Source organism: Leeuwenhoekiella aestuarii, assembly GCF_004104055.1.
In the GTDB taxonomy this organism is placed as follows: Bacteria; Bacteroidota; Bacteroidia; order Flavobacteriales; family Flavobacteriaceae; genus Leeuwenhoekiella; species Leeuwenhoekiella aestuarii.
The window spans coordinates 1-19,845 of record NZ_QOVJ01000008.1 but is presented as its reverse complement, the minus strand read 5'-3'; the positions used below and the strand labels follow the sequence as shown (position 1 = coordinate 19,845).

Below are 19,845 nucleotides of genomic sequence, written 5' to 3'. Positions count from 1 at the left end.
GGGTTGAACTGTTTGGCTCTACTTTTAAAATAAACGTGTACCTATGTTTTTGACTTTAAGAGCAATCTGTCTCAAAACCACTGGTTTATTGTTTAAAAGTAGGTGAAGTGGTTGCAATATCCAATAAAATTTGATCATCAAGGGTAACGATCTCAAGTCCATACTGATTTATCTATGTCTTGAAGAATCCCAGCGTGCTCTAAAATGCGTGATACCGCATCATTAGAAGGGTATATGAGGTTAATCTAAGATAGATGCGTCTGTAGTGTACCGGCATTCTTGTTCAAGCATACAGGAAGAGTGTATTTTTTTAATAGCCCCAGGTAAAGATTTTCTAGCAAGCGGGTAGGATCATAGAGGAATCTGCCTTGAGCAGTTTGATGATGAAATTGAGGGATCGTATTGAAATATTCTGAGTTTGGAGACCGCTTCGATATTGTATAACACAGGGTGGATTTTAAACATCAATTTTTCAGTTGAATGACTCCCGGAATTCAGAAGGAGTAACGTGAGTTTTGCGTTTAAACAATTTGCTAAAAGATTGCGAATGCTCAAAGCCTAGTTCGTAGGCAATTTCGCTGACAGACCTATTGGAAGTCGATAATTTTTGTTTGGCTTCGCTGATCAATTTATCGTGAATATGCTGTGGTGTGTTTTGACCCGTTAACGACTTTAGTAAACTGCTTAACTAATTTGGAGAAATATTCAGTTTTTCTGAAATAAATTGAACTGTAGGAAGCCCTCCGCTGATTAAATCAGGACTTTTAAAATATTTTTTTAGTAATAACTATGTTCACTAAAAGCATAATGCTTAAAAACTTTAATTCTCTATCGTTCATTTTTAACGAGCTGTTTTGCGCTATAATGCAACTTAAATAAGTGATTCACTGCTAATAAAACTGAGAATACTGCTACTACAAACAATTTTGTGCGATGGGCGTAACCCAAAAACTCTAATCTTGGAAGAAATGTGAATGTTTTAAAAAAGAGTAGCAAAAACAAAGGCAGCACTACCGCAACTATGGTTAAAGAAACTTTCTTTATAGATGGAACTGTAGCTTGCACGCGTGCCTCAACATCAGCCTCAATCTGCTTCATTAAACTATCCGTGAAATGGTCTGTTGCTTGTAACTCACTTTTCTTTAAAAGCTTTTTGGCCTGATCTTCGTTCATAATAGCTGTGTTATTTCGTTACCTAATAGTTTTTGAAGTTGACGTTCCATATTTTTTCGACCTCGGTGTAAATCCACCTTTATTTTTGACTTACTAAAGCCCGTAATTTTCTTTATCTCTAAAATACTATGGTCGTATAAATAGAACAAGCGCAGTATTAGTGCTTCGTCAGATTTTATTCTTTCCAATGCTAAATTGATGTATTTTTTTTGATCTTCTTCTGTTAATACCCTTGTTTCTGATTTTTCATTGGCTTCAAAAATGGAATCTGAAAGCACATCAATTTGCATATGGATTTTCTGTTGCTTCTGAAGGTTATAGGCTGTATTGATAACAATTCTATATAGCCAAGTTGAAAACTTTGAATCCTGTCTGAACGTTTTTAGTTTTTCGAACACTTTTATAAATGCAGTTTGTACAGCATCCTCTGCAAGGCTTGTATCTTTTAATATAGAACACGCTAAGGTAAGAGACACATCCTTATAGGTATTGACTAAATCCCTAAATGCAGCTGTATCTCCAGTCTTGCTTTTGATTACAAGTTCAATATCTGTAAACTCCCTTTGATTCACTTTGTTCTTTTACGTAACCAATGAGCTGCCAAAAGCCCAATGGCTCCAAAAACGAGGATGGTGCCCCATATTAATAAATCGGCCGCATCTTCAGTAAGTTCCATTGTGGTAAAAAAAGTGGAAACCATAATTCCTAAGCCTAACGATAATACTATGCAACCTATGTCGAGATATTGCATTTTTTTTGATGATTCTGGATTAGCCAAACCTTTTTCAATCATCGCTTTTTTAATAAGGTAGGTATAGCGCGCTATGATGTAAACTATAGCGACTACACCCGCCATTAAAAATAGAGCTCCCAATGCTTCTTGTATATTTTCCATAATAGTTGATTGTTGTTTTGTCTATTAAAATTGTTTTCCCAATGTATTTGAAATTGCTTCAATAAAAGGTAATAAATTGCCAGAATTAGTGAATAAGACGATACCATATTTTTGTTCAGGAACAAACATCGTATATGCTTGAAAGTCGTGGTTATTACCCGTGTGCATATGCATAATACCCTTTTCGGTACGCTTTTGCGTAAAACCTAATCCCCAACCGGTTTGTCCTGTTTCTATTTTTAGTGGATTACTGTCTTTAAATTTGGTTTGCTCTTTCAACATTTCTGAAAAAGATGAATCACTCAAACCTTCTTTTTTTAACATTGCAATGATGAACTTGGCGTATTCTGATGCTTCACTATGCACACTTGAGAAGGCATTGAAGGTCTTTCCACTCCATCTGCCTTTGCCTGGTTTGTTATAGGTTGGCAAACCCTCTTTATCATGACCGAATACTTTGTGTGATTCTAAATAATCATCCCATACAAATGTGGTATGTAGCATATTTAATGGGTTTGTAACTTTTTCTTGAAACAATTGGTTCAACTCTTTTTTCCATCCAATTCCCAGTTTTGTGCCAATTACGGCTGCCAAATATTGATAGGCTTCTCCCGAATACATAAAGTCGGTTCCAGGTGTAAATGCTAATTTTATAGGTTCATTATTTGCGTGGTTAGGAAATCCTGTTTGATGGGCCAAAACCATTCGGGCTGTAATCAATTTATACTCTTCCTTTGATTCTGGTGCAATCCCAGGATGCGGTAAATATTGGTGAAGTGGTTTGTCTAAATCAATAGTGCCGTTTTCAACCAATTTCATCACAAAATAGGCGAAAATAGGCTTTGACAATGATGCACCTTCAAAGATGCTCTGTTTATCAATAGGTTCTCTTGTCTTTGAATTAGCAACGCCAAAAGCTTGGTGATATACGAGTTCATTGTTATTGATTATTGCTGCAGAAAGACCAGGAAGTTCATGTTCTTTCATTGCACTTTCAATAGCTGAGTTCAATTCCTCGACGTGTAGGATGCTGCCCTCTAAGGTTTGTATGCTTTTGGTTTGTGCACAGGAAGTAATTGCTGTTAGCGCAACTATTGCAACAGTTATATTTTTTAGTATAGTATTTAAAATTTTCATCTTGTTTTATTTGATTGTTGAATGTGTTTAGGTGAATTCACATCTATTGGACAAGATGACTTTTTGAAAGGTTACAAATTTTTAATCCGTGTAACCTAAATTCAAGACCGGGTAGCACCCCTCAGTAACGGTTCTGCGTACCATCTGATGTAGATAACTGCTGATTTGGAGAAAATGATATTCTACTCGAGTTTGTTTTGAATCTGCTTGTATTTTAAGCCTTTGGCTTTGAAGGAGCAGTTCTTCACGATCTCCATTAGCGATGGCCAGTTCGCGGTTATGCTCTTCGAGCTTTTAATCGATATACTCCAGATGGCATTGTAGTTTCTTTTTGCTGTTCGGCGCCCTGAGTTTGGTAGAATCACCAGCACTAAATGTGGCACCTCATAAGATTGAAATTAGGTGACAGTTCCGCAGTCTGGCGCAATACACGCCTAATAGCCTTAGGATTGTCTTCTCTAAAGCGGGCAATCACTATTTTCTATATCGTTTTTATTTTTCGCACAAATAACAACGCTATTCTATAACCGTCAATTACGGAGTACACGCTTAATACCCGGTTAAGCAGAGCCTTTAGTGACTCTGATCGTATTCAGGCTATACTGAGCGGAATCGAAGTGGAGCAGAACCTACCTTAATTCCAGTTAGTTATTTGGTATAGGTTGTTTCATTTTCATTCATTCGTAATTTTTAAATTCAGTTAGTTCTTTAGATTCAAAATTGTTATGCAAGTCAATATGAATTCCATTTAGTAGGACTGCATACTTTTCTTTAATTTCAAAGTTTGTTTTCATCCCGTTTCTTAAATGATGCACAACTGTCTCGGCTATGAGTAGTTGCGTAGCTTAGCGTTAAACTTTGTAAATATACACCGAACTGAAAATCCGCGAGGATTTTCAGAAGTAGGCGCGAATAAGCAATTACTTATAGGATTGTTACCCTATCTATTATTTTATTTGACCAATTTTATCATTTTCTCAATAGCTTTGTTGGCAATCTTAGCTGATAGCATTTGCCTGTGATAGCACTTTTTACAAACTTCTATCTCTACATTTTTTGATTGTAAAAATGCAATTTCATTATCGTCCAGGTGTCCAACTGTTCCGTCCTTTTTTCCGTATTGGTATACAACCAATTTCGACAAGTCTCTATCTTTTAAAGTTTCGGTAAAGATCTCACTGTTAATGGAAGAAAGCATATACGCGTTAGGTTTTGAATAAGTGAAGTCCATTTCGGTATAAATTCGTTTGCCATTTTTATAAGTTATGTCATACACTTTTTGATTCAATTTTGTGGCTTGCAAAATTTTTAGATCCTTATTAAGCCTGCCAGCAGAAATACTTACCGCATCTGCTTCGTTGCCAAATTCAGCAATGTATTTTTGGATTATCCAAGCCCCATAGGATTCTCCGTACACCAATACCTTTTTGTTTTGTTTTTTAAAATGAGTTATGAGTCTTTTTAATATTTCAACTGAAACTAAATTTTCTTTCAATGCATCTTCATAAGTTAATTTATTTTCAGGAGGAAGGATAGACGGGTTTATCATTTGAGCCTGTTTCACATATACGATATGCAACTCATTTTTCCAGGCATTAAATTCCTGTGTATATTGAAGCTTGTCAAACGGACCACCTTGCACGTAGAGTACTACTATTTCAGAATTTGTATTACCAGTCTCTACATATAATTCATCAATATTTTCAGGGATGGTAGTTGTTTGATATTTTCCATACGCTAAAACCGGATTAGAATTCGTTTTAGCAATTTTAGAACCGGTTAATTTAAATTCTTGGTTGTCGCGAATGAATGTCCCCTGAAATTTCTCGTTTACAATTTTTAAATTGAAAACTTCACCCTTTCTAATATGACTTGAAAATGAGAGGGTTTTTGCTTTCTCGTCAAAATTGATATGGTCTAAAGTGGTGATGCTTCCATAAACTGAACTATTACCAAAGTATCGGTGAAAGGTGTCAGAGTATTTAAAGTTTAAGATGAATTCTTGATGTACTTTATCATCTTTTAGCTGATGTAATTTCCAGGCACCCTGCAAAAAATCTGAACCTTGGTCTTGAGCCCAGGTTTGATTGTAGAAAAAGAAAATTAATAATAAGCCTATAATTTTGGGCATTGTGTTGTTTGTATTTAGCGGATTTTATAGGTAAGATACAACACTCCCTATATACATATTGCCTTAAAATTTTCGGGTTACCATCACTTTTGAGTTGTGTTTATACATCTAGTCATTTTGTTCATGAATGACTTTACTCGATAATCGAGATTTAAATACATCGAGATGTGTCTCGTTCTAATACTCTATGATTCAGTTGAATGCTTAGCGGGCCTGCCTTTGTCGGCAGACAGGCATACCCCGAAGTGACTTACTGTTTTAAAGGAATAATTAATTTGACACGGGTCCCTTCCTCAGGTTTAGACTCAACAGTGAAATTACCCGCTAATTCTTCACAAAGTCGCATAACAAATACGAGGCCCATACCGTAGCCTTTTTCTCCAGATGTACCGGTTCGGTGTGTCGCTTTTTTATTGATTATATCATCTACTTGTTGTGCAGACATACCAATACCCGTATCAGAGACTAATACACTTAAATTGTTAGTGTTTTGCGTATGTTCAATTTCTAATTTTAAGTGTATTTGACCTCCGGTTTCTGTGAACTTAATGGAATTAGAAATCAAATTACCGATCATCGGAAGTAAGTTGTTTCTCGAAAATTTTAAGGCATTGGGCTGAAATTCATAATTCAATTCAATGTCTTTAGCCTGCGCCTGCGGTCTGTAAAGATCCATCAGCTTTTGGGTAAGACTTTCTAACGTGAAAAAAGAGTCACTTTCGAAATTTGAAGGAGACTTATTTGTTTCAACACTTAATATATCCTCAACGAGCTGTAACACGCTGGTAGTACTGGAGGCAATGAGATTTAGGATGTCTATAAGTTCTTCATAATGTTCTTTTGAGTGATCGGTAAGTTCAATGAGTTGAGCAATACCACTTAACGGACTCCTAACATCGTGCGCTAAACGTCTTTTTAATTTCCGCTCTTCTAAAGCTTGTTTTTGTGCAAGGCGTAGCTTTTGTTTTAAAAGGATTTGTTTCTCGATTTGTTTGGCGATTAAATGCAATTGCTCAACCTGATTTTCACTTAAGTCTTCAATGGTTTTTCCCCCAATACAGAGTGTTCCTATGGCTATTTCATCATTAAGTTTAAGGGGAATACCATAATAGTATTTATAGCCTTCTTTTTGAACATAGCTGGAGTCTTTAAATCTGAGATCCAGATCTACCCGTGATTCAAATTGATGATCTTCGGTTATAGTAATATTACAAATAGAGGCCTCCCGGGGTTTTTGACTGAATTCGCCTGCCGACCCGGCAACCGTCCATTGGGTATAATTATCGATGAAATTTACTTCAGAAAGCTCAGTACCGGCTACTTTAGCAGCTAATATACTTAAATCCTGAAAATCACTTTTGAGTTCTTGATAATCCAGATCAAGATCCGCTAATACTTTAGCACGCTTAAAATCTTGTGTATTCAAATTTAACGATTTAGGGAGGGCAAAAGTATCATTTTTTTTAGGCTAGAACGTATGTTTTGAATGGGTTAATACTTCCTTAACAACATCGGGGTATCTGAGGCCAGGGATAACGGGTGCATATAAAAAAAACAGCCAACCTTTTTAAGAGGTTGGCTGTTTAATAAGACTTGCATTAGTGTACCGTATTAATATCCGGGATTTTGCCAATCTGCTTTCATCTCAGCAGATAAGTTAGATCCATCTTCATTGAGCAGTCCATCAATAAAAGATTGCGGTATAGGACGCAATTCATGTTTGTTTTCGGTAATATTTGTAGCTTCTTTATTGAAAGCTCTTGCGCGTTGTATAAGGGTTCCTGTTCTAGAAAGCGTTTCCCAACGTTGCCACTCACCGAGCAGTTCACGCGTACGTTCGTTAAGAATAAAATGCAAAGCGCGGTCGTAAGTGCCTGAAACACCTAGAGCATTTAAAACAGCCTCATCTTCATCTGGTAAATTATCAGGGAATGAAGTTAAACTTAAATCTGAAGCCTCGGTCGTTACATCAATATCCGGATTGGATAAGTAATAGGTATTGATATTCAAATTAGAGTTTATGTAGTTTTGAGCTGCAGAACCGGTATTCAAACTGTTGTTTTCAAATGCAACAGACCCATCTACATAGTATGATCTGTTTTCACCAGATTTCCAGGCAGCTCTTGCGCGTACGGTATTGATGTCATTCATCGCATTACCATATTGTTGCAAACGCGCATAGCATTCGGCTCTTACCAGATAGGTTTCTGCCAGGCGTGCCATAGTCACATCGCGGTGTGCATCTCCTTTTTCAGCAAAACGAGACCCATCATCTGTTTTGTTAATACCTGCAAAGAAATTAGAGATTGGCGTGCTCTTAAAGTTCGGGGAAACGTATTCTCCATTTTGATACAGCACTAAGGAGTTGGGCACAAATTGTCCCGGAGAACTGGTTAACGATCCAGAAGTTTCTGTTTGTCGCATTCCTAATTTCCATTCCGGTAGGCGACCGTCGACATCTCTCCAATCTGGCTGTTGAATGTTAGCTCCAAACTTGAAGTTGTCATAAGTGTCATCATCTTTAGTATTTAAGATCATAACAATTCCCGGATCTCCAAGTTCTACGTCAACATTTTCATCTAAAACATTGTTTACCCCGTATACCGTTTTAAAGGTTTTCCACATTCTCGAATCATTCACGTGATCAAAAACGGCATAGGTATATTCTGTAGGTCTTAACCGTTGGAAATCCATTCCCCCAATCCAAACGCCACGACGTACCCAACCCCCTGAAAAATTAGAAAATTGAGGTGTAAAGTAGTTGTAGGTTCTGTTTCCAAAACGACCTTTAGTAGACTCATCAGCATTGTGTGGTGCTGCCATTAAAATTTCATCAAGTTGTTCGGTCTCGCTATCTATACCAGACCAGGTAGCATATAAGTCTCTGTAATTATCAGTTAATGGGCCACGAGCATCAATTGCATAACTTGCTGCATCAATCGCTTCATTGAGATCTGAATCAATATAACCTGAGTTCCAAGCATCGTTGCGCTCTGAGGCTCTAAAGAGCAAGGCTTTTGCCAGAAAGTGTGCCGCAGTAGCTTTAGTCCAGGTAACCCCTTTACCATAGGTGTATATTTCTCCCTCAAAATGCTCATACGCATTTCGGAAATCAGAGATCACCTGTTCCCAGGATTCTTCTTCAGTAGCCCGTTCAAAATTTCTAACCACACCTTCTGCAGGTTCTAGCTGAAGCACCACTCCTCCATATTGTGCAACCAGTCTGTAATAATTGTATCCTCTTAAGAAATACGCATGAGCCAGGCAGCGATTCCTCACAGCTTCATCTTCTATGATTTCAGCATTGGCTATAATGATGTTTGCTGAGGAGATACCATAATACATCTGATCCCATAACGCAGCAGGGGAGGTGGCGTTTTTATTCGCTGCCCCGGTTTCAGTAGTAGCACCCACCGGTCCTAAGCGGTTGTCATAGGTGTTCCACATCTCATTGGTGAGGTCATTGGCATTGGTAAATTCGTCTGTTCCGTAAAGCGTAATACCATAAGCCCACTCATAACCAAAGTGCCATCTTATATTACCGTATAAAGAAACGGTAAGATCTTCAAGACCTTGAGGCGTTAAAAAATAGTCTGTTGAATACTGGTTTGTGAGATCTTCATCAAGAAAATCATCTTTACAAGACATAGCCGTCATCGCAAGGATTGAGCAGCAAAGAATTGTAAAACGTTTAGTAAAAATATTTAGTTTCATTTTTTTTCTTTTTAAAATTCTTTTTTATAGTCCAATGTCTAATCCTACAGCAAAACTTCTGTTGAAAATCGTAGAGTTGGTATCAAAATCATACCATGCAGCTCCTTGATATATACTTCCAGGATTTACGGCTTGTACATAAAACCTTAAGTTGTTCAATCCTAATTTTTCACTTTGCTCAGCAGTAAAATTATAGCCTAATGAGATGTTCCGGATTTTTATAAATCCTGCATCTCGAATGCCCAGCAAACCAGAAAATTCATCCTGAGATCCTGAGGTGGCCTGACCTAAAATAGGTTTTTGAAATTCAGCATCCGTGTTTTCAGGAGTCCAGTAATCCACTTCCCGTTGATTGGATCTTGCGGTCATCGCCTCCCCTCCAATATTTGCTGTATAACCCAGACGAGATATAATAAGCGTACTCAATTCGAAACCTTTGTAACTGATAGCGTTGTTCCAACCGAGTGTCCATCTAGGAGTGGTATTCCCTAAAACAACACGATCATCACCATTCATGATGTAATCACCATTTTGATCTGTAGGTCTTACGTTACCAGGAGTGAAGTCATATCCATTCTCGTTCCATAATGCCATTTCAGCCTGGTCTTCTGGAGTGTCTTGCCACATACCCTCATTATCATAACCAAAAATGACACCTATAGACTTTCCGATAAACCAGTTGTTATCTACCATATCATTTTCTCCGTAAGCAAGCTCTTCTATCTCATCTTTCTGCCAGGCTACGTTAAGATCTGATTCCCAAACAAAGCCTTTTGGAGAAGAAACAGGAACAAAATTCAGAGAAGCTTCAAAACCTTTGTTATTGGTTTTACCAATGTTTGCAATTGTAGAAGGGAATCCTGTAAGTGTAGGAATGTTAACAGACATCAACAGGTCTGAAGTATACGATTTATAAACGTTGAGACTACCTGATACTCTGTTGTTGAAAATCCCAAAATCAACACCAACATTATACTGTGTCGTTTTTTCCCAACCCAGATTTGGATTTGCCAAAGAAAGTTGTGATCCTGAGTAATAGGGTTCGTTGGTTGTATATCCTATCTGATTTGACAATCCGTTAAACGGTAGGAATATAGAGATGATATCTCCTTTTGTTGCATAGGGAGCTACAGCAGAGTTACCGGTAGTACCGTATCCTACGCGAAGCTTTAAATTGTTTATCCAATCTGCATTTGCAAGAAAATCTTCCTGGTCAAGTTTCCACGCTAGTGCTGCAGAAGAGAAAAAATCCCATTTATTTCCATCACCTAACTGAGAAGCTCCATCCCAACGACCGGAGAGCGTTAACAGGTATTTATCATCAAAACCATAATTCATTCGAACGAGGTATGAACTGAGCTGTCTCTCATTTAAATTAGAGCCGATACTTACATTATTTTCAGAATTAGAAATATCTATCGCACCAAAGTTATTCCAGAGCATCGAAGGTTTAGGGATGTTGTTTGCAGACATTCCAGAACTTTCAATATTCCACGAAGAAGCTGTTTGTAATAAAGTAACCCCTAGATTGTGTTTTTCAGCAAATGTGGTATTGTAATTGATCTGATTATCAAGGGTCCAAGAAAAGTCCCGTCTGTTGTTTAAACGAGCATAGTTAGTGCCATCAGTTCCGTCAGAATTTAATCTGTGAGATGAGCTTCCGTCAATGTAAACCCCTTCTCTAAAATGTCTGAAATCGGGTCCAAAACGAATTAAATATTCAAGCCCCTCAAGTGGCTCGTAGATTTCACCAATATCAAATGTAGCGCTCAAGCTCCCTAAAGCACGTAAGGTTTGAGAAAGTTGGGTACTCTTATTAAACTCATCCATTATCGTATAAATGGTGCTTTCTCCTCCTGGGTTAATAACAAGATTTCCATCTGCATCATAAGGGACAGCCATATTGTAAATGTTTTTAGCTGCGCCATATATTGCATTAGGAACAGAGCTGCTACGACCACCTAATGTAGAGAACCCATAATCTTGCTCACTCCAGGAAAGGTTAAAGTTTGCGCTAAATTTAAACCAGTCTACAGGAGTTATGTTTGCACTTAAATTAGCCGTATATCGCTCGTAAAATTGACCCTTTTGGGTTCCTTTATCATTTACATATCCCAGAGAACCATAGGCATTCACTTTTTCGCTACCTCCACTTGCACTAATCGTATGTTCACTTAGAATACCTGTTTGTGTAACAAAGTCTGTCCAGTCTGTATTTCGTACTCTAGACGGATCAAATGAACCATTTTGCCATCCCTGAAGCACATTATCTCTTGACGTTTGGCCATCTAACGGACTGTCAAAAATATTTGTGTCATTTTCTAAGGTAGGAGCATTAGGACTCGCGTATGTATTGGGGTCAAGATTGAATGCAGCAGTTCGTCGAAAACGTATAAAATCTGCAGCACTCATAGCAGGAGCTCTATCTACGATCTCTGATGCCGTAACCGTTCCTGAATAATTTAGTGTAAAACGACCAGCTTTCCCTTTTTTGGTTGTTACAATAATAACACCATTAGCACCACGAGAACCATACACAGCGGTAGCTGATGCATCTTTAAGTACATCGATAGACTCAATATCTCTTGGGTTAATGGTTTCAATAGAAGAGGCAGACAATAGCGGAACCCCATCTACTACATATAAAGGCGCATTACTCGCAGTTAGGGAACGATTACCTCGAATTCTTACAGAACCTATAGTACCCGGTCTTTCACTACTGGTTATGTCCACCCCGGCAGCTTTACCTTGCAGCGCTTGAAAAACGTTACTAACCGGTTGGGTTAATAGTTCTTCTGAACTAACCGAGGAAACCGCTCCTGTAAGATCTGATTTTTTCTGAGTACCATATCCTACCACTACAACAGCATCGAGTTCGGCGCTGTCTTCCTCCATCGTTATCGAATAGGAATTTGTACTTGTAATAGATTGCGAAATCGATTTCATTCCGAGAAATGAAAAAAGAAGTGTGTCCCCCTCAGTAGCTTGTAAAGTGAAGTTTCCGTCAAAGTCGGTTTGTGTTCCACGCTGGGTACCTTGTACCAGTACGTTTACTCCGGGTAAGGGCATACCCTGAGGATCGGTCACAGTCCCCGTAACCGTTTTTTCTTGCGCCCAGACCGTTGCACTCAATAGCAAGCAACCCAGAAACACTAAAAAGTTTTTGTGTATTTGTTTCATAATAGAGAAAAGATTTTGAGAGTTTTAACTTTAAAATCATTGTTTGTTGGCTAAAATTATATAATTACATCGTTTGAGGTATCCTGTACTTACAGGGCTGTACTGTCCTGCTTTTTGTTAAAACTCTAGAAACTAGATACTGATAGCGCCTTTTTCAACAGGACGGCACAGGATAGCACTTGCTTCTTAAACCCTTACTTTTAGCTTGGTTTGAGACTTTGTGCAATGCATTGTATTTTCAGCTTTAAATCCTAATTCTATGCGTTTTTACGTCAACTCTTTTATATATATCATGAGTTTTGTGCTTGTATTGTGCTGTAAGTCTCAGGAAGCTAAAGACTTTTCTGACTCAGGTGAGGTGCTTTGGCCGGAGGTTCATAATACCACAAAACCCTGGACGCGCTGGTGGTGGATGGGCAGTGCGGTTGATAAACCCAACCTGAAAGCGCATCTTGTTGCCTTTCAAGAAGTCGGTTTGGGCGGGGTAGAGATCACTCCTATTTATGGTGCAAAAGGGGAGGAGACCCATTTTCTGGATCATCTTTCTCCCAAATGGCTGGAGATGTTAGACTATACACTCCGTACGGCAGACAGTCTGGGACTGGGTGTAGATCTGGTTTTGGGAACGGGCTGGCCCTATGGGGGACCACAGGTAGAACAGGAGTACGCCGCGACCAAACTGGTGGTGCAGCAATACCAGCTCAAACGCGGGGAGTCTTTTAATCAGGAAATTCTTCCGGATCCAAAAGAAAAGCAACCCGCCACACTCACGGCTTTGTTGGCTTATGATTCAGCTGAAAAATTTACTGACTTAACCGATAAGGTAACCGAGGGAAGACTCAACTGGACCCCACAAGATTCCGACTATAGGCTTTACGCCCTATTTACCGGTAAAACCGGGCAGCAGGTAAAACGTTCCGCGCCGGGAGGTGCGGGTTATACGCTTGATCACTATTCTACCGAAGCTTTTGAAGATTATGTGCAGCCTTACGATTCTGCTTTTGCGAAACTAAACAGAAACCTCCGAGCGATTTTTAATGACAGTTATGAAGTATATGGGACGGATTTTACCCCAAAATTCTTCAAATATTTTAAGGAGTTTCGTGGGTATGACCTAAAGCCCTATATCCCTTTAGTATTGAGTAAAACCGATACGGATCTGGGCAACCGGGTTAAAAGTGATTATCGGGAAACCCTGTCCGATTTATTGTTGCATCGTTTTGATGAACCCTGGACCGACTGGGCGAACAAGCACGGCTTTAAGACCAAACTGCAGGCCCATGGTTCGCCGGGAAATCTGATCGATCTGTACGCATCGGCAGATATTCCCGAGTGTGAGACTTTTGGCTCGATGCCTTATGACATTGCCGGATTTAGACGCGAGGCCGAAAACATTCGTACCGGGGATGCCGATCCGGTGATGTTGAAGTTCTCTTCGAGCGCAGGGCATATTGCGGGGAAACCCCTGATTTCTTCCGAGACCTTTACCTGGTTGCGGGAGCATTTTAAAACCGCACTTTCTCAAACCAAACCGGAAGCCGAAGAGCTTTTGCTTAACGGCGTAAACCATATTTTTTTACACGGCTCTACCTACTCACCGGAGCGCGCGGGCTGGCCGGGCTGGAAGTTTTACGCTTCGGTAAATTTTAGTCCGAAAAATACGATTTGGAAAGATGCACCGGCACTGTTTTCGTATTTGGCCAATGTGCAAAGTGTTTTGCAGGAAGGCCAACCCGATAATGAGACTTTACTGTACTGGCCCATTTACGATCAGTATAACAGCTTTAAAGGCGGGCAGTTGTTTTTTCAGTTTAAAATCCATTCCCTTAACGAGTGGTTGCTGGACACTCCGTTTTATGAAACCACCAACGAGCTGATGCAAAAAGGCTATGGCGTTGATTTCCTTTCGGATGATTTTTTGGCAAAAGCCAAAGTTGTCAATGGAAAAATTGTACTGCCGGGCGGCAGCTACAAATCGCTGGTTGTCCCGGACTGTGAATTTATGCCTTTGGCCACCCTGCAAAAACTGGTAGCCTTAAAAGATGCCGGAGCTTCCGTGATTTTTACCGGTTTGCCGGAACGTGTTCCGGGATTTTTTGAGTATGAGCAGCAAACGGAAGCCCTGCAAAACCTGATCGCTCAAAACAAGCTGAGCGGTGTCGATTTGGATTCTGGCTTGAATGCAGCGGGCGTCTATCCGGAACGGCTGGTGGAGAGCGGACTCAAATTCATCCGCCGTAGTGCTGGAAACTCCAAAATTTATTACCTCGTCAATCATACTTCAAAAGCGGTAGACCAGTTTATTCCGCTTGCGGTTGCGGCCGATGAGGTGGCGCTCTTAGATCCGCTTAATCGTAAAACCGGCCGGGCCATCACCCGTACCGTAAACGGGAAAACCGAAGTCAAGGTACAGATCGCTTCCGGAGATGCACTGATTTTAAAAACTCAGGTTCCTGAAGGTATTAAACCTTGGACGTATGCCGAACCTCTTGATGAAGGCCTTGTTTTAGATCAAGACTGGCAACTCACTTTTGAAAAAGGCGGTCCCGTTCTACCCAAAGCTGCAGCGCTGAATACCCTGAAATCCTGGACGACTCTGGGCGAAGATGCCGAGCATTTTTCAGGCACTGCGGTATATACCACCAGCTTTGAGAAACCCAAAACTGCGGCTGATTTCTGGAGGTTAAGTCTGGGTGATGTGCGGGAAAGTGCTGAAGTCTGGCTCAACGATGCGTATGTGGGTACTGCCTGGTCTGTGCCTTATCAATTGGATTTGGGTCCACTCAAAGTCGGCACGAATACCCTGAAAATTAAAGTGACCAATCTGGCCGCAAACCGAATCCGCGCCAAAGAACTGCGCGGGGAAGAGTGGAAGAATTTTTACGAGATCAATATGGTCAATAAAGATTATAAAGCCTTTGATGCTTCCGTCTGGGAACCAACCCCTTCGGGATTGTTAGGACCTGTACGTTTGATTCCGCTTACAACCGAAACCCATTAATACCTTTAAATCAATTCTAATGAATAAGCTATTTATACTCCTGCTCCCTGCACTTTTCAGTCTTAATTGTGCTGCACAAAAACCGATAGAACGAGATGCGATTCTCCAAGACATGCAACTCGCCAATGCCTATTTTATGGAAAAATGGCCGGATGTGGGTAAAACCATTATCACCAATAAAGAGCGTCCCAGTCATATCTGGACGCGTGGGGTGTATTATGAGGGATTGCTGGCCCTGCACGAAATCTATCCCAAAGCGGAGTACTACAACTATGCTTTGGATTGGGCTAATTTTCACCAGTGGGGCTTCCGCAGTGGGAATGAAACCCGCAATGCCGATGATTATGATGCGGCTCAGACCTATATTGATTTATACAATCTGCAACCCGATCCGGAAAAGCTGAAAAATACCCGCGCCTGTATGCAGAAGTTTTTACATACCCCGCAACAGGACGATTGGGACTGGATCGACGCCATACAAATGGGGATGCCGGTGTTTGCGAAAATGGGAGTGCTCGAGAACGATCCGCGCTACTTTGAAAAAATGTACCAGATGTATATGGAAAGCCGAAATGTGATCGGTGGAAACGGACTTTTTAATCCGGAAGACGGACTCTGGTGGCGGGATGCCGATTTCGATCCGCCGTATACGGAGCCGAATGGGGAAGATTCGTATTGGAGTCGCGGTAATGGTTGGGTGATCGCTGCTCTGGCCAAAACGCTTTCGATCATTCCCGAAGATGCGCCACACCGCAAGCAGTATGTTGAAGACTTGCAGGCGATGGCTGAAGCACTGATTAAGGTTCAGCGCAAGGATGGCTTTTGGAATGTGAGTTTGCACGATCCCACGCATTTTGGAGGGAAAGAAGCTTCGGGAACCGCCTTGTTTGTATACGGAATCGCTTACGGGATCAATAACGATCTCTTAGACCGTGAAACCTATTTACCCGTAGTTACTAAAGCCTGGAATGCGCTGACCACGGAAAGCTTACACGAAAACGGATTCCTGGGGTGGTTGCAATCTACCGGAAAAGAACCTAAAGACGGGCAGCCGCTTTCGTATACCAAGCAACCCGATTTTGAGGATTATGGTTTGGGTTGTTTTCTGTTAGCAGGTGCCGAAATGTACCGTCTCGAAGAGTAGCAAGTTTTGTATTACTGGGAAGTCGCTTATAAAAACAACGCTAGTTTAACCGGATTTACTCGAGAATCGAGATTTATAAGTACGCGATACAATAGCGCGCTAACACGTGTTCTAAAAATGGATTATTCAATTTAATGCTTTTTGGGCTTAGCCCGAAGTAATTTATTTAAATTACAGGATGAAATTCAAACACCTACTTTTAATGAGCTTATTTGCAAGCAACGCCCTTATTGCGCAACAGCAGGAAGTCGAACTTTGGGATGAAGTGCCCGGAAGTATTGCCGATGAGAACTACACTGAAGAACAACAGTTTGACGGTGAGGAAATCCGTGGTTATGGAAAGGTCACAAATCCCACATTGACCATTTTCACTCCAGAAGCCGGAACAGCAAACGGAACAGCCGTAGTGATCTGTCCCGGTGGCGGCTACAGTCATCTGGCCATTAACAAGGAAGGTTATAAACTGGGAGCCTGGTTTGCCGAACAGGGCGTGACCGGTTTTGTACTCAAATACCGTTTGCCCCACGATCGCATTATGCAGGATAAAAGTATAGGGCCGCTACAGGATGCCCAGCGCGCCATTCGCTATGTGCGGCAACACGCCGGGGATTATGGTATAGATGCTTCAAAAGTGGGGATCATGGGTTTTTCTGCCGGGGGACATTTGGCTTCCACAGCCTCGACACATTATGCCGGTGCCGTTTATACGAGTACGGAAGGGGTTTCAGCCCGGCCTGATTTTGCAGTGTTGATCTATCCGGTGATCAGTATGCAGGAGGGCATCACACACCAGGGCTCGCGTGATAATTTGCTGGGCAAAAAAACCACTCAGGCTGAGGTTTACAACACCAGTGGAGAATATCAGGTCACGCCTGAAACTCCCATGACCTTTTTGGTACACGCAACTGATGATGGTGCGGTGCCTGTAGAAAACAGTATTCGGTATTATTTAGCACTCAAAGATGCTGGTGTACCTGCCGAAATGCACCTCTACGAAGATGGGGGTCACGGTTTTGGAATGGGGCGTACTGCCACTGCAAACTCCTGGCCCAAAGCTTTAACTTTATGGATGCAGAAGCATGGGTTGGTGTCTGAATAAAAATCACTACTTAATGATATCAGAATTTAAATGTCAGGTTGAGCGCTCCCGAATGTTTTCGGGACGAGACCTTGCGATTATAAATTGAGTTTTACAACCTCTCGACTGCGCTCGAGGGGACAGGCTGCTATGATTGCTACTGCAGATACAAGCCCATTATACACGTTTTAATTATGCTCCGAAATCTATCTCTACTTTTAATACTAACCTTTGCATGCACCTCCTGCAACGCCCAGGATCCGGCCTATATTTTCACCTATTTTAAAGGCAATGGCGAGGATGGGTTACATCTGGCTTACAGCACCGACGCGCTGCATTGGAAGTCTTTAAACAACGATCAGTCTATTCTTACCCCCGAAGTGGGGGAGCAAAAACTGATGCGGGATCCGGCAGTCATCAAAGGTGGAGATGGTAAGTATCATATGGTGTGGACCACAGGCTGGACCGAGCGGGGCATCGGTTATGCCTCCTCCGATGATTTGATACACTGGTCTGAACAGCACTTGATTCCGGTGATGCAACACGAAGAAACGGCGCGTAACTGCTGGGCGCCGGAGATCACTTATGATGCCCAAAACGAGGAGTATATGATCTACTGGGCGACAACCATTCCCGGTTTGTATCCCGAAACGCAATCGGAACTGGATGCGGGGTATAACCACCGTATGTATTATACGCTTACCAAAGATTTTAAAGAATTTAGCAAGGCCCAGGTGCTTTACGAACCCGGTTTCAATTCGATAGATGCCACGATTCAATGGGACGGGAAACAGTATGTGATGGTTTTAAAAGACGAAACCCGCGAACCGGCACATAAAAACCTCAAAGTAGCCACCGCACAACACGTAACCGGACCGTATTCGGAAGCAAGCGAACCCATTACCGGAAACTACTGGGCCGAAGGACCTACGCTGATTCAGAAAGACGGGGAGTGGCTGGTCTATTTTGATAAATATACCGACCATCAATACGGCGCGGTACAATCTACCGACTTAAAAAACTGGACCGATATTTCTGATCAGGTTTCCTTTCCTGATGGAATTCGACATGGGACTGCGATACGTGTTTCCCGAAAGGAGTTGAAAGCGATTCAAAAAGCATTTACTCGATAATCGAAATTAAAGCGCGCGATACAATCGCGCACTTACACGTAGGTTTTTTAATCGTCTTGCTGAACGTGTTTCAGCATCTCACTAGAGATGCTTTCTAGAATCAAACTTCCTAATCTATAGGAGAAGGGTGTGGTATATGAGGAGATTCTGTTCATTTTCTTTACTCGCGTGTTTTTTATTTTTACGGGAGCTCGTGAACCTCGTGTCCTCGGTTTGAGTCATTTTAACTACCAATAATGTTTGTTCATTTTCTTTGCTTGTCCAAAGAAATCCTTCGACTATCGCTCAGGACAGGCTCAACAAAAGAAAAGACCCTTTTTCTTAGGTATTTTTGCCTTATCAGGCAAAACCGCAATAAGTCCCCTAAATTTTCTCCAAGGCTTCGAAAATTCTTAACGGGACCTTTTTGCTATACTGAAGAAAAAGAAAGCTAAAAAATATTATTTTCAGTTCTGATTTTGGAAACGGCCTACTTTTTAGATCTGTAGTAAAACAAGCAAATGCCGCAGCGGCGGGCAGTGGAGGATAGCCTAGCGTAGCGGTTTGCTATCCGCACGATAAGGGATTTGCGTAGTTTTCAAGGATCTAAAAATAAGCCTAGATTTTTTTGGTTCGTTTTTTCATCGATGGAAAAAATGAACAGAAATAGAAATTATAATTACTATTCTTTACTCGCGTGATTATTATTTTACGGGAGCTCGTGAACCTCGTGTCCTCGGTTTAGCTCGCGTGATTATTATTTTACGGGAACTCGTGAACCTCGTGTCCTCGGTTTAGCTCGCGGGATTTTTATTTTTACGGGAGCTCGTGAACCTCCTTTGTCGGTTTGCCCGTCCAAAGAAATCCTTCGACTATCGCTCAGGACAGGCTAACCAAAAGAGAAGACACTTTTTAATCTGTAGTTTTTATTGTTTTTAAATGGTCAGATTGAATGCGCTTATCTCTATTTTGGTTCTGTAGCGACTATTTGCTCAGGCACATTTCTTAGGTATTTTTTGCCTTTAGGGGCAAAACCGCAATAAGTCCCCTAAATTTTCTCCAAGGCTTCGAAAATTCTTAACGGGACCTTTTTGCTATACTGAAGAAAAAGAAAGCTAAAAAATATTATTTTCAGTTCTGATTTTGGAAACGGCCTACTTTTTAGATCTGTAGTAAAACAAGCAAATGCCACAGCGGCGGGCAGTGGAGGATAGCCTAGCGTAGCGGTTTGCTATCCGCACGATAAGGGATTTGCGTAGTTTTCAAGGATCTAAAAATAA

The 19,845-nt window shown here is 41.0% G+C and carries 12 protein-coding genes and 1 pseudogene; 4 read left to right on the top strand and 9 right to left on the bottom strand.

From position 1 onward, the window contains the following. Positions 1 to 472: 472 nt before the first annotated feature. The 9 genes and pseudogenes from DSM03_RS15630 to DSM03_RS15580 form a co-directional block, all read right to left on the bottom strand. Positions 473 to 784 (bottom strand): annotated as a pseudogene (locus DSM03_RS15630) (helix-turn-helix domain-containing protein); the annotation flags it as partial. 44 nt (positions 785 to 828) lie between these two features. After that, the gene (locus DSM03_RS15625; RefSeq protein WP_128763311.1) at positions 829 to 1,173 is read right to left on the bottom strand and encodes a hypothetical protein; all 345 of its coding nucleotides are present in this window, start codon (positions 1,171 to 1,173) and stop codon (positions 829 to 831) included. Beyond that, a complete protein-coding gene (locus tag DSM03_RS15620) occupies positions 1,170 to 1,745 on the bottom strand; it encodes an RNA polymerase sigma factor (RefSeq protein ID WP_128761924.1) in 576 nt (191 codons plus the stop codon). Before DSM03_RS15620 ends, DSM03_RS15625 begins: the two co-directional genes overlap by 4 nt. Then, positions 1,742 to 2,068: a DUF6249 domain-containing protein gene (locus DSM03_RS15615; protein WP_128761925.1), complete on the bottom strand. Its 327-nt coding sequence runs from the start codon at positions 2,066 to 2,068 to the stop codon at positions 1,742 to 1,744. The genes DSM03_RS15620 and DSM03_RS15615 overlap by 4 nt, the downstream gene beginning before the upstream one ends. A 24-nt stretch (positions 2,069 to 2,092) precedes the next feature. Further along, the gene (locus DSM03_RS15610; protein WP_236643958.1) at positions 2,093 to 3,205 is read right to left on the bottom strand and encodes a serine hydrolase domain-containing protein; all 1,113 of its coding nucleotides are present in this window, start codon (positions 3,203 to 3,205) and stop codon (positions 2,093 to 2,095) included. A gap of 952 nt (positions 3,206 to 4,157) precedes the next feature. Then, positions 4,158 to 5,336, bottom strand: coding sequence for a hypothetical protein (locus DSM03_RS15595; RefSeq protein WP_128763309.1), 1,179 nt, complete (start codon positions 5,334 to 5,336; stop codon positions 4,158 to 4,160). Positions 5,337 to 5,586: 250 nt separating this feature from the next. After that, positions 5,587 to 6,762, bottom strand: a complete 1,176-nt coding sequence (locus DSM03_RS15590; RefSeq protein WP_128763308.1) for a GAF domain-containing sensor histidine kinase — start codon at positions 6,760 to 6,762, stop codon at positions 5,587 to 5,589. A 185-nt stretch (positions 6,763 to 6,947) separates the two neighbouring features. Then, complete coding sequence (locus DSM03_RS15585) at positions 6,948 to 9,050, bottom strand: RagB/SusD family nutrient uptake outer membrane protein (protein WP_128761929.1); 2,103 nt, start codon at positions 9,048 to 9,050, stop codon at positions 6,948 to 6,950. A 24-nt stretch (positions 9,051 to 9,074) separates the two neighbouring features. Next, entirely contained in the window at positions 9,075 to 12,230 is a 3,156-nt protein-coding gene (locus DSM03_RS15580; RefSeq protein ID WP_128761930.1) for a SusC/RagA family TonB-linked outer membrane protein, read from the bottom strand. A 259-nt stretch (positions 12,231 to 12,489) separates the two neighbouring features. Here DSM03_RS15580 and DSM03_RS15575 point away from each other — a divergent pair, with 259 nt between their 5' ends. From DSM03_RS15575 to DSM03_RS15560, 4 genes are all read left to right on the top strand, one after another. Then, positions 12,490 to 15,231 (top strand): glycosyl hydrolase, encoded by a 2,742-nt coding sequence (locus DSM03_RS15575; RefSeq protein WP_236643957.1) that lies wholly within the window; start codon positions 12,490 to 12,492, stop codon positions 15,229 to 15,231. Between the two features lie 19 nt (positions 15,232 to 15,250). After that, positions 15,251 to 16,375, top strand: coding sequence for a glycoside hydrolase family 88/105 protein (locus DSM03_RS15570; RefSeq protein WP_128763307.1), 1,125 nt, complete (start codon positions 15,251 to 15,253; stop codon positions 16,373 to 16,375). A gap of 202 nt (positions 16,376 to 16,577) precedes the next feature. Then, on the top strand, positions 16,578 to 17,474 hold the full coding sequence (locus DSM03_RS15565; protein ID WP_236643956.1) for an alpha/beta hydrolase: 897 nt from the start codon (positions 16,578 to 16,580) through the stop codon (positions 17,472 to 17,474). Positions 17,475 to 17,647: 173 nt separating this feature from the next. Continuing rightward, complete coding sequence (locus DSM03_RS15560; RefSeq protein WP_128763305.1) at positions 17,648 to 18,586, top strand: glycoside hydrolase family 43 protein; 939 nt, start codon at positions 17,648 to 17,650, stop codon at positions 18,584 to 18,586. Positions 18,587 to 19,845 lie beyond the last annotated feature (1,259 nt).

What these genes read in the sequence shown, in the direction of transcription:
- DSM03_RS15625 (WP_128763311.1), bottom strand. Translation starts at nt 1,173, where the DNA reads ATGAACGAAGATCAGGCCAAAAAGCTTTTAAAGAAAAGTGAGTTACAA.
- DSM03_RS15565 (WP_236643956.1), top strand. Translation starts at nt 16,578, where the DNA reads ATGAGCTTATTTGCAAGCAACGCCCTTATTGCGCAACAGCAGGAAGTC.
- DSM03_RS15610 (WP_236643958.1), bottom strand. Translation starts at nt 3,205, where the DNA reads ATGAAAATTTTAAATACTATACTAAAAAATATAACTGTTGCAATAGTT.
- DSM03_RS15595 (WP_128763309.1), bottom strand. Translation starts at nt 5,336, where the DNA reads ATGCCCAAAATTATAGGCTTATTATTAATTTTCTTTTTCTACAATCAA.
- DSM03_RS15580 (WP_128761930.1), bottom strand. Translation starts at nt 12,230, where the DNA reads ATGAAACAAATACACAAAAACTTTTTAGTGTTTCTGGGTTGCTTGCTA.
- DSM03_RS15560 (WP_128763305.1), top strand. Translation starts at nt 17,648, where the DNA reads ATGCTCCGAAATCTATCTCTACTTTTAATACTAACCTTTGCATGCACC.
- DSM03_RS15575 (WP_236643957.1), top strand. Translation starts at nt 12,490, where the DNA reads ATGCGTTTTTACGTCAACTCTTTTATATATATCATGAGTTTTGTGCTT.
- DSM03_RS15570 (WP_128763307.1), top strand. Translation starts at nt 15,251, where the DNA reads ATGAATAAGCTATTTATACTCCTGCTCCCTGCACTTTTCAGTCTTAAT.
- DSM03_RS15585 (WP_128761929.1), bottom strand. Translation starts at nt 9,050, where the DNA reads ATGAAACTAAATATTTTTACTAAACGTTTTACAATTCTTTGCTGCTCA.
- DSM03_RS15615 (WP_128761925.1), bottom strand. Translation starts at nt 2,068, where the DNA reads ATGGAAAATATACAAGAAGCATTGGGAGCTCTATTTTTAATGGCGGGT.